Origin of the sequence: Paenibacillus suaedae (assembly GCF_032337355.1) — a bacterium.
GTDB lineage: Bacteria > Bacillota > Bacilli > Paenibacillales > Paenibacillaceae > Paenibacillus_B > Paenibacillus_B suaedae.
In genome coordinates, this window is sequence record NZ_JAVYAA010000003.1 from 606,532 (window position 1) to 624,470 (window position 17,939).

Sequence of the window (17,939 nt, forward strand, 5' to 3'; positions counted from 1 at the left end):
TGGTTTTTTATGTCATAAATAATATATATTTTTATAATGTATGATAAATCCTGTTGATTACGCATAAAACCTCTTCCCATCAGAAAATGATAGAGTATATAATGTCGACACGAGGAAGAAAGAATGAATTCAGGCATAGAGTAGGGGAACTAGTGATGAAGATATTAGTTGTAGAAGACGATAAAACGATCGCGTCTGGATTGGAATATTCACTGCAGCAGGATCAATTTGATACTGTGTTGTGCCACGATGTCGCATCAGCTAAGAAAATGCTCACTGAAAACATGGATCAATTTGCGTTATGTCTGTTTGATTTGTCGCTTCCAGATGGAAGCGGGTATGAACTGTGTAAAATGGTGAAGGAGCGGCAAGATATTCCGGTTATCTTCTTAACCGCGATTGACGATGAGGTCAACGTCGTCATGGGTCTGGATATGGGGGCCGATGATTATATTACGAAGCCTTTTCGAGTTCGCGAACTTCTGTCACGGATCAAGTCGGTGTTGCGGAGATACCATAAACCATCGCAGGCAAAAACAATCATTGATATCGGGACTGTGCGTATCAATACGCTGGAAGGCAAAGTGTACAAGGATCGGGCTGAAATCCTATTGACCGCATTAGAATACCGCTTGCTGCTGATCTTTGCCAATCATATTGGGCAGGTTCTCACGAGAAATCAGCTGTTGGAGCAGATTTGGGATGTGGCTGGCGAATTCGTAAACGATAATACGCTAACTGTGTATATCAAGAGGCTGCGTGAAAAGCTGGAGGATGATCCGCAGCATCCGGCAATGATTAAAACGATCCGTGGATTCGGCTACAAGGTGGGTGATTAGATGCTCCGCAATCGAGAAATACAAATCCTATTGACAGTTATGGTCACAATCAGTGCAGCAGCGATCGCCGTCGCTGCTTTTATATCGTCTGCTGCATTGGCACTTGTTGTTATCTTGTCGCTTCTGCTTATAGGAAGCAGCTTGGCATTTACGAGATGGAGATATCGAGAACTTGAGAAACTTTCAATTTATTTGCGCGAAATTAGCAGCGGCAATGATTCGCTCGACGTACGCGATAACCAAGAAGGCGAGCTCAGCATTTTGAAGAACGATATATACAAAGTGACACTTATGCTTTCCGAGCAGCGCTCGCTGCTGCAGCGGGACAAAATGCAATTGACGGACGCCATTTCGGATATCTCGCATCAGCTCAAGACGCCGCTTACTTCCATGACGGTAATGGCCGATTTGTTAAGCAGCGCTGATCTGCCGCCAGTCAAAAGAATGGAATTCACCCACAACATTCGAATTCAACTGGAGCGAATCGATTGGCTTGTGTCATCTCTCCTAAAGCTCTCGAAAATGGATGCCAAAACAATTCCATTCAAAAAAGAGCCAGTATTGGTTAAACAGCTTATCCAGCAGGCGCTAGAGCCTGTCCTGATTCCGATGGATATTAAGGAACAGACAGTTTCGATCAATGGAGATGACAACGTCTCATTTATAGGTGATTTCAATTGGACAAGTGAAGCGCTCATCAATATTTTGAAAAATGGCGTCGAGCATACGCAGGAAGGCGGAGCAATCGCCATTTCATTTACAGAAAATGCGCTATTTACGGAAATTGTCATTGCCGACAACGGCAAGGGCATACCAAAAGAAGATTTGCCTTACATTTTCAAACGGTTTTATAAAGGGAAGCATGCTAGTGAGGGGAGTATCGGCATTGGTCTGGCCATGGCTCACAGTATTATCGCAAATCAGGGCGGAGTGATCGATGTGAGGAGTGACGGCGGAAACGGAACCGAGTTTCGGATTAAATTGTATAAGCAAGTCATTTAACCGAAAGTGACTAAATCGTCACTTTCACAGTCACTGGAGAGTCATGTTGGACAGATAAAATGATATCCATCAGCAAAGCTATGGAGGTTAACACATGGAAATTTTACGAATCGAACATCTGTCTAAACAATACGGGAAAGGTGAATCAGCAGTAACAGCACTGGATGATGTATCTTTTTCCGTGCGAAAAGGGGAATTCGTCGCGATAGTTGGGCCCTCTGGGTCAGGAAAATCAACACTTCTACATATGCTGGGGGGTGTGGATCGGCCGACTAGCGGCAAAGTGTTCGTTGAGGATACAGACATGTATGCCTTGGACGAAACGCAGCTGGCCATCTTTCGACGGAGACAAATCGGCCTGATTTATCAGTTTTTCAATCTCATTCCCGTCCTGACCGTGGAAGAGAATATGACGCTGCCGCTTTTGCTGGATAAACAAAAGGTAGATAAAAAGCAATTGGACGTGCTTGTAGGGACATTGAATTTGAAGCATCGGCTAAACCACCTGCCTAACCAGCTATCTGGCGGGCAGCAGCAAAGGGTCTCGATCGGCAGAGCACTCATTAGCAATCCTGCGATCATGCTTGCAGATGAGCCGACAGGGAATTTAGACAGCAAAAATAGCAGTGAGATCGTTGATTTGTTAAAGATGTTAAATAAGGCCTATCAGCAGACGCTGATCGTAATTACACACGACGAACGAATCGCCTTGCAGGCCGATAGGATCATTTCCATTGAAGATGGAAGGATTGCCAAGGACGAGGTGATCCGTCCGTGAACATCGTCAATACACTTACGATCAGACATTTGATGCAAAATAAACGGCGTACACTGGTCACGATCATAGGCGTCATCATTTCGGTTGCCATGGTGACGGCTGTGGCAACGCTTGGATTTTCTTTTTTGGATCTCATGAAAAGGCAAACCATCGCAGATGGTGGGGAGTGGCATGTCCTTTATAAAGATTTAAGCAAAGAACAGCTTGCAGCAATACAGAACGATGATGCAACCAAAGTCGTCACGATCACCCAAGATCTCGGCTATGCTCCGTTAGTAGGGAAACAAAACTCTAGTAAGCCCTATTTATTTATCCAGGCGTATAATGCACAGGGTTTCACGCATTTTCCCATTCAGTTGAGCAAGGGACGACTGCCTCAAACAGACAAGGAGGTCGTGATATCGGAAGCCATAGTGAAGAACGAAAAGGTCAACTATAAAATTGGCGACCACTTAACCTTGTCAGTCGGCGAACGATTCGAGAAGGGCAACGAGAAACCGCTGGATCAATTAGAGATGTTGCGACGTGAAAATGGAAAATTGTCTGAATCCTTACAGCTAATCACGAACAAGGAATACACGGTAGTAGGCTTCATCAAACGTCCGGTCATGGAACCGGCATGGGCGCCTGGATATACCATTATAAGCTATATCGATGAAACCAGTATAAAGGCAACAGATCGAGTCAACGCAGCAGTTGTCCTGAAAACCGTTGATCGTTCCTTGTTCGATCATGCGGAACAGTTGGCGAAAAGCAACAACATCGAAAACGTCCAATATAATCACGAGTTGCTTCACTATTATGGCTTGTCGAAAAACAAAGCCTCTAGCAGCATGTTGATTTCTTTATCAGTTATCATTATGGCGGTCATCATCATCGGCTCGATCTCGTTGATCTACAATGCATTTGCGATATCCGTCTCAGAGCGTTCACGTCATCTTGGGATGCTTGCAAGCGTCGGGGCGACCAAGCGGCAGAAGAGAAATTCGGTGTTCTTCGAAGGTATTATCATAGGAGCAATCAGCATTCCCATCGGGATCCTCTGCGGTCTTGCCGGGATAGGGATAACCTTCTTGTTCATCAATCCCATCATTCAAGGGGCACTTGTGACTACGGAAAAATTAACACTCATCATCACGCCAATGTCGCTCCTGATTGCCTGTGTTGTTTCGATGTTGACGATTTTCATTTCGACATTTGTCCCAGCAATAAAAGCTTCCAAAATCTCTGCAATTGACGCAATTCGCCAAACTGCCGATGTGAAGCTTACAAGGAGAGCCGTGAAAACGTCGAAGCTCATGCGCAAGCTATTCGGCATCGAAGCCGAGATCGGATTGAAAAATATAAAACGAAATAAACGAAGATACCATGCCACCGTATTTTCAATCATAATCAGCATCGTCCTGTTTTTAACGGTGTCATTTTATACCGCCAATCTCAAGCAATCTCTAGCACTCTCACTGGAAGGTGTTAATTACGACATTCACATCTGGTACAACAATGGGAATCAAATGGACGATACGACGGTTCAATCGATTGTATCCCTTGACGGTGTGACCGAATACAATGTGACGGAAATGTACAGGGTTAACGCCTGGATCGGAGAAGCTGCAATCGCCAATGAGCTGCAAGAAGCGGTCAAGAAGGATAGGAGTGTACTGAAGGAAGGGAAATACCTTTATGACATAAATATTAATGCCATGAACGATTCGAGCTTGCAAGCCTATGCCAAAGCGGTTGGCGCAAATGTCGAACAGCTGATGAATCCAGATCATCCCGCCGCGATCGTGGTGGATACGATTCAATATAAGGACGAGGCGACCAATAAATTTGTGCAAACGAAGAATATTCATGCAAAAATCGGTCAAAGTCTTCAGTTGAGCTATATAAGCGAAGAAACAAATAAAGAAACAGATTTAAAAGAGGTAACCATCGCTGCGAAGACGGATCAATTGCCTATGGGGATACGTTCATCAGCAGTAGGCGAGTTAGATATTGTCGTATCAAAACGTGTCTTGGAGCGACTCATTGATGAAAAGATTGGGGCATACGGTCAGTCTCAATTATTTTTAAAAAGCAAAGATCCTTTGAAGACACAGCAGGAGATTGAAGAATTCAGAGATTCTAATCTGTCCTTTTTGAATGAATACCAGTCCAGAACCGTGGAAGAACAAAGAATTTTGATCATGTCCGTATTCTCGTACGGCTTTATCATATTGATTTCAGCTATTTCTATTGCGAACATCTTCAATACAATCTCGACGAGCATATCGCTTCGGAAGCGGGAATTCGCGATGCTGAAATCAGTAGGTATGACGCCTAAAGGCTTTGCGAAAATGATGAACTACGAGAGCATTTTTTATGGAGTGAAATCTCTCTTGTACGGCCTTCCTCTAAGCTTCGTCGTCATGTATTTCATTCATAGAACATTGTCGCAACGTTATCTTTTTGAGTTTACTTTTTCTTGGGTTAATATTCTCACTGTCATTGCTGCCGTATTTGTTATTGTCAGTGCGGCTATGCTATATTCCAGTGCTAAGGTAAAGAAAGAGAACATAATTGATGCGTTGAAGCAGGAGAATATATAAGATCCCGAACAACCCAAAAATAGCCGACAGCAACTCGAAATGAGATCCTGTCGGCTATATGCATAGATTATTGATGGCGCGCCGATTTTAAGGGATTACTTTCCACACATCAGCGCCTGAAGAACCTGGTGTTTCGCCTTGCGTCCACCATTTTGCTTCATAATTCACACCGTTATGCGTTACTTTATTACCGGCTACATACACTGTCGTTGCGCTCCAAGACGGATATGTAGTAGGGGCGGACGGTGTAGTGACGTTTAGAACGTTGCTTGCTAACGATACGTTGCCAGCAGCATCAATCGCTTTAACGGTAAAGGAATACGAAGTGTTTGCCGTCAAACCCGTAACAAGGTATTCCACAGTTGAACCTGAGACAGTCGCTATCAACGTCGTGCCTTGAAATACTTGATAGCCTGTAACTCCGACATTATCCGTAGAAGCGTTCCACATTAATGGAACTGTTGTGGAAGTTGAGCTGCCCATGACATGAAGGCTGCTTGGCGCTGTAGGGGCTACTGTATCCGGACCGGTCACAGGAAGCGTCGTGAAGGTTACCGCATTGCTTGCTGCGGATATATTTCCTGCGGCATCAACAGCTTTTACCGTAATCGTATACGAAGTATTCGAAGTTAAACCTGTCAAGTTGGCAGTTATCGCTCCGTTTGTCGTTGCGATTTGGTTGGGCCCGTTAAAGATCTGGTAGCCGGTTACGCCAACGTTGTCCGTGGAAGCGCCCCAAGTGATAGTTGCATTTGTCGCCCCAATATTGGATGCCGCTGCACCGGTTGGAGCAGTCGGAGCTACATTATCAACGTTCCCACCAAAATTAACGTCAATTACATTATAGAAGGCATTCAAGGTATCGGAAATTTCCCAAACTGCAAGAATAACTTGATACCCAGTTCGGCTCGGAACGTTGCAAGTGTCGGAATATGTGTTGCCAGGCAATTTACCGTTGTAAGGCACGTTGCAGAAAGGAGTTAAATCGAAGGAGTCGCGAGTAAGCGGTGCATTAGGATTCCAGTTTTGCTTTGTGATGTAATATTTCCAGCTTGTCGTTGCGTGGGGCACTTTAATTTTCCAATTAAATGTCGTCGGTCCCGGGCTTATGTTAACCTTAGTCCAACGCGTCGCGGATTGCTCGTCAAGAGGCGCAAATGCGCCATTAGCACTCGCAATTTTCCCATCGGCAGGGCCTCCCGCCGGGAATCCCTTATGTGCTTCCAAACTATAAGGTTCATAAATAATCAGACCACAGTTCTTATTCACGCCGTCTGCACAAAGACCTGCACGGCTATTGGTCACGTTACCGTGTGCGAATGCCTTATCCCCGAGTATGAGGGACATCGCGAAGAGAAGCACGAGCACGGTGCCGACAGCAAAAAGAAAGTTAAACCGTTTTGCTCCAGATGAACATAAAGTAGACATCAAGAATTTCCTCCATTTCATTCATTTTATTGGCAATGTATAACCGCTGAAATTAATCAAATGACACCTCCTTCATAGGCGGATTATATATAAACTCTCTTAGGAGCTTATATCAGTTCCTAACATAACGAATAATTCTGTTAACCAGCTTGATAGAAAAGAAATGCATCTTGATATTGTCGAATCGTGAGAGATGCATTTTAGAGTAGTGGAAGCGGATTCATGAAGTAGCAGTAGTTGATTCTTGTTTTTGGGTGATTGGGTGTTAATGTGAGGGATTTCGGAATCGAGTTGCGTTATAGTGAACGCGGACAGTTCGTTCAATCGTTGATCATAGGGTAGGTCTCAAATGGATACGTAATTAGGTAGGATGTATCCGAGCAGAACTAGGTAGTACCTTGTGACAACAACATAGTTATACCCATAAATTACTATGCATTAAAAATATATCATTATATGTTTTCTGTGGCAATTAGTTTGTTTCTGGCAGCATAACTTTGTGCATTTTCACCATTTCACCTACTTGCGGACTTAGCATATTTTCTCAGGCCTCACAGACGTATGGCGAAAGTGATAAATAAAAAAGGAGAGCCCGTCAATGTCGAAGCAGGAGAGTATATAATTGGAAATGCACTCCAAACCAAAAGCTTACATTTGCATGCACGACAGGGTACCAGTGGTGTATACAAAAACTTGTAGGGTAGTGTCGTATGGTCCAACAGGCATATATACGAAGAACACCATATCAATCAGCTGGGCATATACTCAGAATAGGGGAGAATCGAGTTCATTAACCCCATTAACATTTAAGTTCATCATAAGAAATTGATTGCCTTGGACATAAGAGAGGAATTATTGATATGGGATCTTCTTTTCATAGCAAGACTGCAATCTTGCTTGCTGCTATGTGCTATCAGACGTATCCATTATACCTAGAGGGAACGCTTGTCCTGCCATCGGAATACAAGCTTATCTATACGATTCATGCACTTGCAAATGTTGAGAATCCTACTGAAATCGTGTTTGGTTTTATTGCAGAGTCCCCAGATCAAATTATTATCGCGTTCAGAGGATATGCGGCCTATCCGGCAGATTTGTTAGCAGCCTATGACATCCTTCAAGTACAGTATCCCTTCGTTCCAAATGCGGGGAAGACCTCGCGTGGTTTCACCTGTATTTATCAATCAACTAGAACAAAACTAATTCAAGAGCTTAATCAGATGTCTGCCACAAAGAAACTATTTATTACCGGCCATAACTACGGTGGGGCTCTGGCCACGCTAGCCGCGCTGGATATTGCGGTCAACACCAAGTTTAATAATCCTGTTGTATATACGTACGGGAGCCCTCGTATTGGAGACCCGCGCTTCGCTAACCAATTCAACAATGTGATTAGAAATAAAGTTAGGATTGTGAATATTCATGATTCATTTCCTACGTTTCCTGCTCAGCATTATCCGCCTCCGTTTACGAAGCAGGGGATACGATATCAGCATGTCAAAACTAAGTACCCGCTTGCCTTTCAACTGAATACGGTTACTCGAAATGACAGCATTGCATGTTACTTTACATCTCTCAGCGAGAAAGACCCTGTTTTCGCCGGTGTGTTATGCAGCAACAATCCCGGTTTTTGCCCCAATCCCGATATATGTGTTCCGTTTGGGGGAACATGCTAGAGGATGAAGATTTGATGAGAAAAGGGAGCTGCCTAGATGAAAATATCCGAATTAGAACATCGTTTTGTTGCAGAAGACGCCATCTTACTATCAGCCATGATCCATCAGGCCTATCAACTATTTGCACAAGAACCATTTGTACTCCCCAAGGGATTTTCCGTATCATTGATCATTCGTGCTCTTGCTGGCGTGGAAGAGCCGGAGGAGGAAGTGTTCGGTTATATTGCGCAATCCAGTCATCGAATCATTGTCGTCTTCAGAGGAACCCGAACATTTAAGGACAACGAGTCGGATCAAGATTTATATCAGATTCCGTATCCTTTTGTCCCCGAATCTGGACGTACTCATCGCGGATTCACATGTATCTATCATTCAGCAAGGGAAGCGTTGATTAGAGAACTTAGCAAGCTTTCTACATCGAAAACACTGTTCGTGACAGGCCATAGTTTAGGAGGAGCCTTAGCCGTACTGGCTGCTTATGATATTGCAGTTAACACTCCCTTTACGAAACCTATTGTATATACGTACGGAAGCCCGCGTGTCGCAAGCCCTGCGTTTGCATCAAAATTCGATCTAACGGTTAAGAACAGCATTCGCATTGTCAATATTCATGACATTATTCCAACCTTGCCGGAGCGATCGTATCCACCTCCGTTTACGAAGGGCGGATTAACCTATGAGCATGTGAAGACGAAGTATCCGGTCTCCTTTCAATTGAATAGTTTGGCCAATCGCAATCACGAGATTGTCTGTTATTTTAAAAATCTCAGCAAAAAGAATCCTTATTACGCGAGCTTACTTTGTGAAGAAAATCCAGGTTTGTGTCCGGATACAAGTTGGTGCGTACCGTTTAAAGGAATATGCAGTCCAGTGGAGGAGGAAGGGTAAGCCGACATTAGCCGACTTGAAAGACGGGAAGTTCCAGGAGTTCCCCTCCAGATTGCTGAACGAACTCCTTAATATAAGTCGGAAGACAGTGGAGGGGCTGGCTATACCACAATCATATCTAATTGAAAAAATTGATATTGGCGTAGAACATAAGACCAGCCGGGTTGCCGGGAGTGAAAGGCGGGTTAGGACCCAAGTAGTTCACGACAGTGAACGAAGCGAGAATCCCGTATATTCCTCCTGCTGGCAGCGGGTTACTGGAAATGTTATAAATGCGAATGCTCTGCCAATTATAAGGTAGAATTTCAACCAATCCTGTATTGGCATCCATACTGCCATCAGTCAATACGGGAGGAGTGAGTGTTGTGATAAAAGCGGGATTCTGGCCTGAGAGATCGCAGACATCGAGACGTGCAACATGAGCATTATCTGCAAATACAGTAAGACTAACGTCAAGCGATACTGAACTTGCTTCACTACCAACCCCACCACTAAAGGCAGCAAATGCTCTCACATAAAAAACGAATAGGGTCGGGAATAACCCCGCCCCATCTATTCATATCCGGGTATGTTGTTTAGTAAGGAAGTTTCCTCAGAAACTGCTCTATCGCATCCATATAGCCTGGTATCGTAATTTGTCTGGGAGCGAACAGACTAATGAATGTTGCATGTAGATTCGAGTTCACCGTCTGCTTGCTGAGCATCGAGTGATCTGCATCAGGGAAGACTGCTACGGTCAACATCTCTGGCTTTACGATGTCTCGATAGACCCGATCCGTATTTTTCACATCAACATTTATATCCTCTTCACCCAGAATTAATAATACAGGCGAGTTGAAGTTGCGAAGATCTTCTGTGGCATCCGACAAAAAATTTTTGCCGGCGAATATCCATCTGTCTCTCGACATCAAGCTCTTTTCACGTGCGATTTTGACATACTCTTCATAGGAGGCGTGTTTCTCTAACAGCTGTCGTACTTGTCGGTTATAGGCCAGTTTGTCTTGAATCTCTGCTTCTGATTTTCCATCAGCCAGCATTTCACTGCGTGTATTGTATTCACCTTGACTAATCCAGTTGATTGCAGGGGATAGAAGAAGGCTAAACGCGAGCTGTTCCTGCTTGGCAAGCTTCGGAATAACCCAGCCCGCTTGACTCGCTCCCCATACCCCAATCTGCTTACCGTCGATCATCGGCTGCTCTTTGGCCCAGGCAATCGCCTGACGGGCTTCTTCCACACGGTCATCTATACTTTGATGCTCCCAATTTCCTTCCGAACCGTTGATGCCTCTTTTATTAAGAGACAAAGAAGCATACCCAAGGGAAGCAAGCCGCTCCCATAGCGGCTTATAGCCATCCTCATGCGTAGCGTCAATAGGGCCGTCCCCATGAATGAACAACACAAGTCCCAGCTTGTTTGTGTATTTTTTAGGCAGTACGAAGCTGCCTGTTAATTTGCCTTGGGGCGTCTGGATTTCAACAGCCTGTTCATCCATGTCAAAGTCGTGCTGATTCAAAATATACAGCCCAGTACCGCCCAATATCAGAACGATCAATAGTAAGGATATCGCTAGTTTCTTTTTCATCTACTATTCTCCTTGTGTGAAGCTCTCAGCTATAGGTCTTCAATTTTCGGGTCATATAATGCCATGTTCCTTCATTGAAAAAGAAGTGACGCAGAATACTATATTCTTGTATATGGGTAGAGAAGGATAACTGCTCATACAGCTGTTTTGCCCGTGGATTCGTACCTGCGACATGCAAGCTTAGTATGCTCAGGCTTGGTTCTGCTAGGGCATACTGCTGTGCCCATTCCAACAGCAATCTTCCAATTCCCTTGCTTCGATGATCAGGGTGGACAGCCACGTCAGCAATATAACATTCTTCAGCTAACGGCTTATGCTCTAGTAGGGACAATCCGATTACCAGTTTAAGAAAGGTCCATTTTCCAATGAAATGATAATCCTTCCACGAAGGAAAATTGCTCGTTGCCTGTTGAACTTCTGCATTCGCACTCCATTTAATCGACAGAGTTCCGATCACTTCTCCCGCTTGCAGCGCGACAACCCTCAAGCTTGCCGGTTCAGCAGGAAAGGAATCCAGCATCTTCTCGAAAAAAAGAGCAAGATTCTCCTCACTCAAGTTCGTAAGGTGTTGGAATTTCCCGCGAAACCCGTGGACGAGCAATCGGCCAACGTCGGCATTGTACTTGGGCTGCATCGGTTCAATCGTTATCCGCGCTACAGTCATGTTCATAGCCTCCTTCGGATTTGACAACTGGCTTTATTAACGTTTGCAGCTCGTAGTGAAGCTGGTTGTTGCTGAACAGAGACAAATATGATTTCTCAATAACGATCAAAGGTCCCCATACAACATAAGATTGCGCAGCAGCATATTCATAGAACTGTTCTACAACTTGATCAAGCTCATCGACTTCTTGAATGGCGCACTGCATCGCCAGGTAATCTCCCTCCGGCACAGAAAAATCGCCAGGGGCTTGCGTCTCCAGACATAAGGTGCTCAGTCTAGAACCATCATCGATGTAGTGAATATCCATTTCAAATAAGTTCGGAATAGATTTCTGCTGCTCTACCAATTGTTTGGCCGTAAGCTTTGTCTGGGGATACATCTCGATCCACCGTGTGAAATACCTAGGTTCTCGCCGCTTGATTTGGTATGTGCTGGTCGAGTTCATGACGTTCTGCTGTTCGTGCAGCACCTTTTGGATGAACTGTTGGAGTTCCCTAAGACGCTGCATTTCCACTTCGATATCTCTCAGGGATGAATGAAGCAGCTGTCGGTATTGAGCTCCAGAATAAGAGGTCATGCATTCCTTAATGGATGAGACAGGCACCTCCAGCTTGCGAAGCAGCAGAATTTGCGCCAGCTGGTATACTTGCTCCATGTCGTACATGCGATACTGGTTGTTATCTGTGTAGCTCGGTTGAAGTACGCCTTTCTCTTCAAAATACCGGATTTGATGAACGGACACATTCATCAGCTTCGCTAACTCGCTAATTGTAATTTCACTTTTCATCACGTCCACTCCTAGGGGGGAAACTTGGAATAACTCAACGATACACCTTAGGTCTGACCTAAGGTCAAGTATTTGTTGTAGATATATTTCATAAAACACAAGTTGATGTGTCTTTTGATCTAATGGCTGTATCAACATTTATAAGGAACAAAGACGCAATCAAGTAGGACTAAGGTATCTTTCCCTAAATACTAGTGGGCTGTAAGGTTGATTGCTAACTTCCTTACCCCGTATACTATCCATAATCAGGAATGGAATCCTTTCCTTCTACTTGATCTATCAATGGAACATAGGACTCCGATTTCCTGATTTTTTTATCTGTAGTGTGAAGATGAAGGGATTGATCCTAATGATTAGCGACATGGGGAAGGTGCAAATGGATAAACAGTCATACGCGAGATATTTACTCCAGCTCATGGATGAAGATGTAGAATCCGATGATGCGGTCATCGAAGATAATGAGCTGTATGGATATTTTCAAATGTATATGCCAAGTGGGAAAGGGGTGGAGGCTACCTTTGCGCCGCTGCAAGATGGAGAGGCCTATTTACAGCGGATTGTACAGATGTATGACATCCTCGATCCCGCGGATTTTGGCGGAGACACGGTGCCAGGCTATTTTAATAGTAAAGTTGCAAATGTGCCTGAAGAGCTGCTGAGAGAACATGGCGAACAGTTTATTAAAGGGCTGAAGGAACTGCTTGAAGAGTTCGAGCAAATTGAAGGTGCGGCAGATGCAGCAGCATACCTGTCTAGAATCAAAGAAGTTCAGCTGCTGCCGCATGGGAAAATAGACAAGATCCGTCAATCTCATGATCCTGATGTGTATGAGGCGCTGTTTGAAGTTGTGAGTGAACACAAGGATTACGATGCACCGATTGAAATTCTGGATGAGGCCTATTACTCGATTACTTGCGATTATTGGATCTCTTATTATTTGCAGTGGCATCGCTACGGACTAAAGGGCGACCCGTTCGCACCTTATTTCGAGCTGTATAGGCTCGGATATTCCGCAATCTTCTCAGAGCACAAGTTGCTCATCGGCTCGTAAGAAGTTGTATGCTGATGCGTTAGAACGAGAGACAAATAGATTTGAAAGAGGCGAAATTGCGTTGATAACACCAAATGAAATCTTAACTATGATTCGTGCTGACGGTTTCTTCGAACGAGTTTTCGAAAAAGAAGAGGACTGGGATGCACAATTAGACGCTAGAGAATCGACTGCATTCGATGCGGCATGGAACTCTAGCTACGAAACCATACATAAGAAAGACCCCACTGAAAGTGCAACAATTCGAGATATTAGAGAATATGTATTCAAGCAAACGTTTCGGCTCACGCAAAATTCCGAGCTGGCTAGTTATGTGTCTGACGACCTCGGTCTCATTGCTAAGGCTTTCGATAGCAAGCTCGCCAATGCATTTGTTAGTAGACTCTGGAATTCCTATCTTCAAGGGCAGTTTCCGAAATGAATCGATTCGTGATCGATATATAAAAGACACCATATGGAGGGTACTTAACTATGGCAGAACGCATTCCATGCAAAACGGAAGGCTGCAGCTCGACGATCCTGCCCGCTACGGCGGCTAAAACAGGCGGCATCTGCATGCCCTGCCAACAGGAACAGGAACGGCAAAAAAAGCAAACGTATATTAAGCAGCATCGTAAAACGGTGAATTTGTATGAAGGCTTGACGAACCCGATAGACATTTTGAAGGTTATGCATGCACAAAGAACATATAGTCCGCTAATTCAATATGTCGATTACCCGCATAGCAAGGAACACATCTATGTATCCTTGACGGCTGCAGAGGCAGCGCAAATGCTGAAGTATGCGGTGGAGCTACTGGATGCTGGGAATGAGGATGAAGCGGAACAAATTCTACTATCTCTCGTATGTTACCGGAATGATGATATTTCCAAAGTTCTGCCCAAACTCATAGAGCGTGACATGTATTATCCCTCGATCTTATTTAAGGATGCGCCGCCTGAAATCCGGGAGCGACTCCTCCAGCAAGTAGAATGGGACGACGACAACCGCAATCATATCCTGCTCATACTGAGCTGGATCGGTGACACAGAGGTTGTGAGACAATTTGAGCAATGGCGGCTGCATCCGCCGAAGTGGGCTGGTCAGTTGTTCGTCAATCCTGACGTGTATGCCCTGGAGGGGGGCTGGGAGCTTGCATCGAATGGGGAAAGACGCGAATTGATTAGTGAGCGATGCTATGCGATTCGGTTAACGGATGAACAGCCGATACTTTCAGGAGCAGAAACGTCTACTGCGCACTTCCTACAGACGAGCAATTCCAATTGTCCATGGTGCAAGAGGAAGCTCACTATCTTGATGGACGCGGACACCACTCATCCATCCTTGGCGTATCTCTTCCTGCCGATGGAACGCCTGCAAGTGGCAACATGCGAACACTGTGGAGGCTTCAGCACGATTTACATGGAGCTCGATCAACAGGGAGAACCGGTCTGGAGCCGATATAATCAGAAGCCCGATTATTTGCCTAATTGGGATGACGAGGACAGCAGCGTTACGGTTGAAGAAATTAAACTTACTCTATCATCCGAGCCACACTCTCCGTACTATGCTGCGACTTGGACATTAACTCAGCAAGATTCGCAAATCGGAGGTCATCCAAGTTGGGTGCAGGATGCCGACTTCCCGCATTGTCCTTGCTGCGCCCAAAGAATGCGGTTTATCGGTCAGCTGGACTGGGCTGATTTCGACAAGTATGGTGAAGGCATTTTCTATATGTTTATTTGTATAGAGGATAGGATGACGGCAACATTATATCAGCAGAGCTGATTCATAGAGGCTGAAAGCATATTCACTTTTTAATCAGGAGGAGACACCGTTGAATCACGCTGTAGAAGCTTTTCTGAATGATGTGTGGGAGGAAGTCACATCGATTTACGCAAAAGAAAGCAAAAGGCTGAGCGAGTTTAAGGATAAAAGAAGTTTACAAGCCGGAGTCAAGGATTATCTTCGAGTCGCATGGAGAAAAGGCAAGTTTACATGGGCTAATGGAAACATCCATATCGATATCTATGAGCCATTATCTTGGAGCGACAGCTCGTATAAAGTGGAAGCTGGCGCCTACATTACGGAGTTAACGGATGAACTTCTCATTGAGGAGTTCTTTCCTGCCTTATGCGAAAGAGTAGAGCGACTGTTCCGCTCTGAGGAGCTGGGAGCGCGTTTCTTTGATTACAAGTTTGAGGTTGTATTGGATTTTGAATGGGAAAATTCTAAGTTATCGCGTAATCAACAGTTCATCAATGAGCCAAAGCTAAATCAACTGAAACAGACCCTAGAGCAATTTATTCAAACTAAGGTATTATCTGATCCACCAGTGCAACCAGCAGTAGATGACTATTTCTTTTTTGCCAGCCATGTGGTCAATCCTGATCTAATGAAACAGGAAGTAGAAGAGATCGAGCCGTTAATCCGACGACTCAATGACAAGCTGAAAGAGAACCAAGAACGCAAAAAAGAATGGACCAGCCGATATTCTTATTCCTTCAAACGTTGGGCGGAGGATTACTTTTTACCGCAGCATTTTAACCAAACCGGTTATTATCGAAACGAATGGGTGTTGAAGGAGGAAGCGATTCCTTCTTCCGTAGATGCAGGAGAATTGGAGTTCTTTATTTATGCAGCCGTACAGATTGGCTTCACTGATCCGGATAATCGGCTGAAATATCTGGAACTTGCGGCGCAATTGGGTTCAAAGCGGGCAGCAGATTATTTGAAAATAGGCAGCGGTAAATTTGAGAGCACCTATCGGGGAGAGAAAATAGAGGCCCACAACAATGACGTGACGAAAACGATCGACATCCGGATTCTATCTGAAGAGGAGGCAGCATACGGTGAAGCGCTCGATTATATCATTAATCTGTTGCGGCAGGATTTCCCCAAAGAATACAACCTTAAACTGAAAAGCAGCCAAAAGCATGTGCTTCCATATAAAAAGCTGGCGAAGTCCAAGCTGCATCGTTTTTTTGCCAATGCACTCAGCTATCCGGCGTTGTTCCCCAAAGTTGCAGAGTATGCAGAAACGGCAATGGAGGAGTTCGCATGGTACAGCGATGTGGAGCCAAGCGAGAAATCGGCTATGCCGGGCACTTATGCCGTACTAGGCCTCGGCTTGTACAGTGAGGATTATTTCTCATTGGTATCCCGTTATATGGGCATGGTGGATACGGAACACCAAATGGTGCAGGACGGCTATCCGCAGGCATTTATCGAGGCGCATGGCGTCAAGGCAGAGCATATGCCGGTGATCGTATCCATGTTGCTGGGAGGAATTGACGAGGGGACGAGGGTCAAAAATCTGACTATCGACCGGCCTGAGCTTGCCGAGGCGCTTATCGAGGCATTGCAAGATAAAGAAAATTATCAATGTGAGATGGTTGTGTGCCGAATCTTTGGAAGCGTGAAGAAGCTGGAGGGAGCGGCACGAAAAGCAGAGTCGCCGCTAAAAGAAAGACTGGAGCAGCTATTGACTCTCTCGAACTGTTAATTCTATTGAATATTAACCTAATAAATGATCAGGTAAGCAGCGACGTTCCATGTATAAATGAAGCGTATAAATGATGTTCTGATCTACAAGGCACACATTAAAGGGGGAAACAAAATGGAGAAGACGGATATCTGCGACATTTGGTTCGATTTTGCATCGTCATTTGTGGATAAGAAGAATGATTCAGGCTGGGATGCCTTGACTCCAGAGGAACAAGAGATCACTTCCTTGTGGCTGTTGGAAGTTGACTTATATAACGGCGGGTTTATCCAGTTTTTCTGCAATTGGGGAGAAGCGGCATATCTCCATGCAATTCGAGCGTTACAAGCAATTGGAGCGGTTCATGCACTTGACATCATACAATCCGGATATGCCTGTATCGAACGTTTGTCGGGAGACAAGCGCCTTACAGAGCTCTGGGATATTCCTCGGTTCCTTACTGAGGAAGAGATAGAGAGACTGGATAAGTTGGATAAGCAATTTTGGGAAGATCCAGATAAAATCGCGGAAATCGCACATCGATACTACGTAGAGCAGTTGGAAATACATACTTAATGAGAGGAAGCTATGTATTGGATAAACGGGACTATATCAAAAAAGGATTTGAAGATTATTATCGCCGATATGAGCAAGTAACGGAGGATGGATTTGGTAGATGGATGATGCCAGACGTTCCGGATGAAATGAAGGCAACCGACTCTAATGAGGAGTGGTCGATATGGAGATTAGTTCCTTCAACCGTTACTGATGGCGACATTTGTGCGCTGGAAAAAGAATTCGGGCTGGACTTTCCGGAATGGTATCAAGCATTCATTTCAACCTATCATCACTATTTCGACATCGTGCCAGCACAACCGGTCGATGAGCCGTTACGCCGCATTCAAGATATGTATAATCCACTATTGTGCAAGTGGGGTTACCTTCCATTCGCCTGGGACTCCGAGTATGGTCATATTTTATGTATGGATCTTACTGGTCCGGATGAGGAGCACTATGCAATCTATGAGATTGACCATGAAATATTATTTGATTTTGATGAAGAAAAGACAGGGCGCGATCAACTGAAAGCGTCGATGGAATTTTTGTATCCCAATTTCAAATCATTTTTTGACTATGCTTTTGAATTGAAATAGAGAGACATGTTATTTGATTTAAGGTAAAGTGACGAATT

Annotated in this window: 16 protein-coding genes; 12 read left to right on the forward strand and 4 right to left on the reverse strand. The window is 44.6% G+C overall.

The window, feature by feature from the left end; genetic code table 11:
• The first annotated feature begins 155 nt into the window (after window positions 1–155).
• From RQP50_RS15980 to RQP50_RS15995, 4 genes are all read left to right on the forward strand, one after another.
• Entirely contained in the window at window positions 156–839 is a 684-nt protein-coding gene (locus RQP50_RS15980; RefSeq protein WP_072729461.1) for a response regulator transcription factor, read from the forward strand.
• The gene (locus tag RQP50_RS15985; RefSeq protein WP_072729460.1) at window positions 840–1,841 is read left to right on the forward strand and encodes a sensor histidine kinase; all 1,002 of its coding nucleotides are present in this window, start codon (window positions 840–842) and stop codon (window positions 1,839–1,841) included.
• A 94-nt stretch (window positions 1,842–1,935) separates the two neighbouring features.
• Window positions 1,936–2,619 carry an ABC transporter ATP-binding protein gene (locus RQP50_RS15990; protein ID WP_072729459.1) on the forward strand — a complete coding sequence of 228 codons (684 nt, stop codon included), beginning with the start codon at window positions 1,936–1,938 and terminating at the stop codon, window positions 2,617–2,619.
• Complete coding sequence (locus RQP50_RS15995; protein ID WP_072729458.1) at window positions 2,616–5,207, forward strand: ABC transporter permease; 2,592 nt, start codon at window positions 2,616–2,618, stop codon at window positions 5,205–5,207. Before RQP50_RS15990 ends, RQP50_RS15995 begins: the two co-directional genes overlap by 4 nt.
• A gap of 87 nt (window positions 5,208–5,294) precedes the next feature.
• On the opposite strand, the gene RQP50_RS16000 is transcribed toward RQP50_RS15995, so the two are convergent.
• On the reverse strand, window positions 5,295–6,635 hold the full coding sequence (locus RQP50_RS16000; protein WP_227774670.1) for a lytic polysaccharide monooxygenase: 1,341 nt from the start codon (window positions 6,633–6,635) through the stop codon (window positions 5,295–5,297).
• An 860-nt stretch (window positions 6,636–7,495) separates the two neighbouring features.
• On the opposite strand from RQP50_RS16000, the gene RQP50_RS16005 reads away from it, so the two are divergent.
• Entirely contained in the window at window positions 7,496–8,311 is an 816-nt protein-coding gene (locus tag RQP50_RS16005) for a lipase family protein (protein WP_315746018.1), read from the forward strand.
• Between the two features lie 36 nt (window positions 8,312–8,347).
• Window positions 8,348–9,199 (forward strand): lipase family protein, encoded by an 852-nt coding sequence (locus tag RQP50_RS16010; RefSeq protein ID WP_315746019.1) that lies wholly within the window; start codon window positions 8,348–8,350, stop codon window positions 9,197–9,199.
• A 575-nt stretch (window positions 9,200–9,774) separates the two neighbouring features.
• On the opposite strand, the gene RQP50_RS16015 is transcribed toward RQP50_RS16010, so the two are convergent.
• From RQP50_RS16015 to RQP50_RS16025, 3 genes are read right to left on the reverse strand one after another with little or no spacing between them, the layout of a single operon-like run.
• Window positions 9,775–10,782, reverse strand: a complete 1,008-nt coding sequence (locus RQP50_RS16015; RefSeq protein ID WP_315746020.1) for an alpha/beta hydrolase family protein — start codon at window positions 10,780–10,782, stop codon at window positions 9,775–9,777.
• Window positions 10,783–10,807: 25 nt separating this feature from the next.
• Window positions 10,808–11,446: a GNAT family N-acetyltransferase gene (locus tag RQP50_RS16020; RefSeq protein ID WP_315746021.1), complete on the reverse strand. Its 639-nt coding sequence runs from the start codon at window positions 11,444–11,446 to the stop codon at window positions 10,808–10,810.
• Window positions 11,421–12,233 carry a MerR family transcriptional regulator gene (locus RQP50_RS16025; RefSeq protein WP_315746022.1) on the reverse strand — a complete coding sequence of 271 codons (813 nt, stop codon included), beginning with the start codon at window positions 12,231–12,233 and terminating at the stop codon, window positions 11,421–11,423. The genes RQP50_RS16020 and RQP50_RS16025 overlap by 26 nt, the downstream gene beginning before the upstream one ends.
• Before the next feature lie 376 nt (window positions 12,234–12,609).
• Between RQP50_RS16025 and RQP50_RS16030 the strand changes: the two genes are divergently transcribed.
• From RQP50_RS16030 to RQP50_RS16055, 6 genes are all read left to right on the forward strand, one after another.
• A complete protein-coding gene (locus RQP50_RS16030) occupies window positions 12,610–13,284 on the forward strand; it encodes a hypothetical protein (protein WP_072729635.1) in 675 nt (224 codons plus the stop codon).
• Window positions 13,285–13,345: 61 nt separating this feature from the next.
• Window positions 13,346–13,705, forward strand: coding sequence for a hypothetical protein (locus RQP50_RS16035; RefSeq protein ID WP_072729452.1), 360 nt, complete (start codon window positions 13,346–13,348; stop codon window positions 13,703–13,705).
• Window positions 13,706–13,755: 50 nt separating this feature from the next.
• The gene (locus tag RQP50_RS16040) at window positions 13,756–15,051 is read left to right on the forward strand and encodes a DUF1963 domain-containing protein (RefSeq protein ID WP_315746023.1); all 1,296 of its coding nucleotides are present in this window, start codon (window positions 13,756–13,758) and stop codon (window positions 15,049–15,051) included.
• Window positions 15,052–15,100: 49 nt separating this feature from the next.
• A complete protein-coding gene (locus RQP50_RS16045; RefSeq protein ID WP_315746024.1) occupies window positions 15,101–16,768 on the forward strand; it encodes a DUF6138 family protein in 1,668 nt (555 codons plus the stop codon).
• Window positions 16,769–16,882: 114 nt separating this feature from the next.
• On the forward strand, window positions 16,883–17,323 hold the full coding sequence (locus tag RQP50_RS16050) for a DMP19 family protein (RefSeq protein WP_315746025.1): 441 nt from the start codon (window positions 16,883–16,885) through the stop codon (window positions 17,321–17,323).
• A 17-nt stretch (window positions 17,324–17,340) separates the two neighbouring features.
• On the forward strand, window positions 17,341–17,901 hold the full coding sequence (locus RQP50_RS16055) for an SMI1/KNR4 family protein (protein WP_315746026.1): 561 nt from the start codon (window positions 17,341–17,343) through the stop codon (window positions 17,899–17,901).
• Window positions 17,902–17,939 lie beyond the last annotated feature (38 nt).

Coding starts and splice junctions, on each gene's coding strand:
- RQP50_RS16025 (WP_315746022.1), bottom strand. CDS start 12,233: ATGAAAAGTGAAATTACAATTAGCGAGTTAGCGAAGCTGATGAATGTG.
- RQP50_RS16010 (WP_315746019.1), top strand. CDS start 8,348: ATGAAAATATCCGAATTAGAACATCGTTTTGTTGCAGAAGACGCCATC.
- RQP50_RS15990 (WP_072729459.1), top strand. CDS start 1,936: ATGGAAATTTTACGAATCGAACATCTGTCTAAACAATACGGGAAAGGT.
- RQP50_RS16030 (WP_072729635.1), top strand. CDS start 12,610: ATGGATAAACAGTCATACGCGAGATATTTACTCCAGCTCATGGATGAA.
- RQP50_RS16015 (WP_315746020.1), bottom strand. CDS start 10,782: ATGAAAAAGAAACTAGCGATATCCTTACTATTGATCGTTCTGATATTG.
- RQP50_RS16050 (WP_315746025.1), top strand. CDS start 16,883: ATGGAGAAGACGGATATCTGCGACATTTGGTTCGATTTTGCATCGTCA.
- RQP50_RS15980 (WP_072729461.1), top strand. CDS start 156: ATGAAGATATTAGTTGTAGAAGACGATAAAACGATCGCGTCTGGATTG.
- RQP50_RS15985 (WP_072729460.1), top strand. CDS start 840: ATGCTCCGCAATCGAGAAATACAAATCCTATTGACAGTTATGGTCACA.
- RQP50_RS16020 (WP_315746021.1), bottom strand. CDS start 11,446: ATGACTGTAGCGCGGATAACGATTGAACCGATGCAGCCCAAGTACAAT.
- RQP50_RS16040 (WP_315746023.1), top strand. CDS start 13,756: ATGGCAGAACGCATTCCATGCAAAACGGAAGGCTGCAGCTCGACGATC.
- RQP50_RS16000 (WP_227774670.1), bottom strand. CDS start 6,635: ATGTCTACTTTATGTTCATCTGGAGCAAAACGGTTTAACTTTCTTTTT.
- RQP50_RS16005 (WP_315746018.1), top strand. CDS start 7,496: ATGGGATCTTCTTTTCATAGCAAGACTGCAATCTTGCTTGCTGCTATG.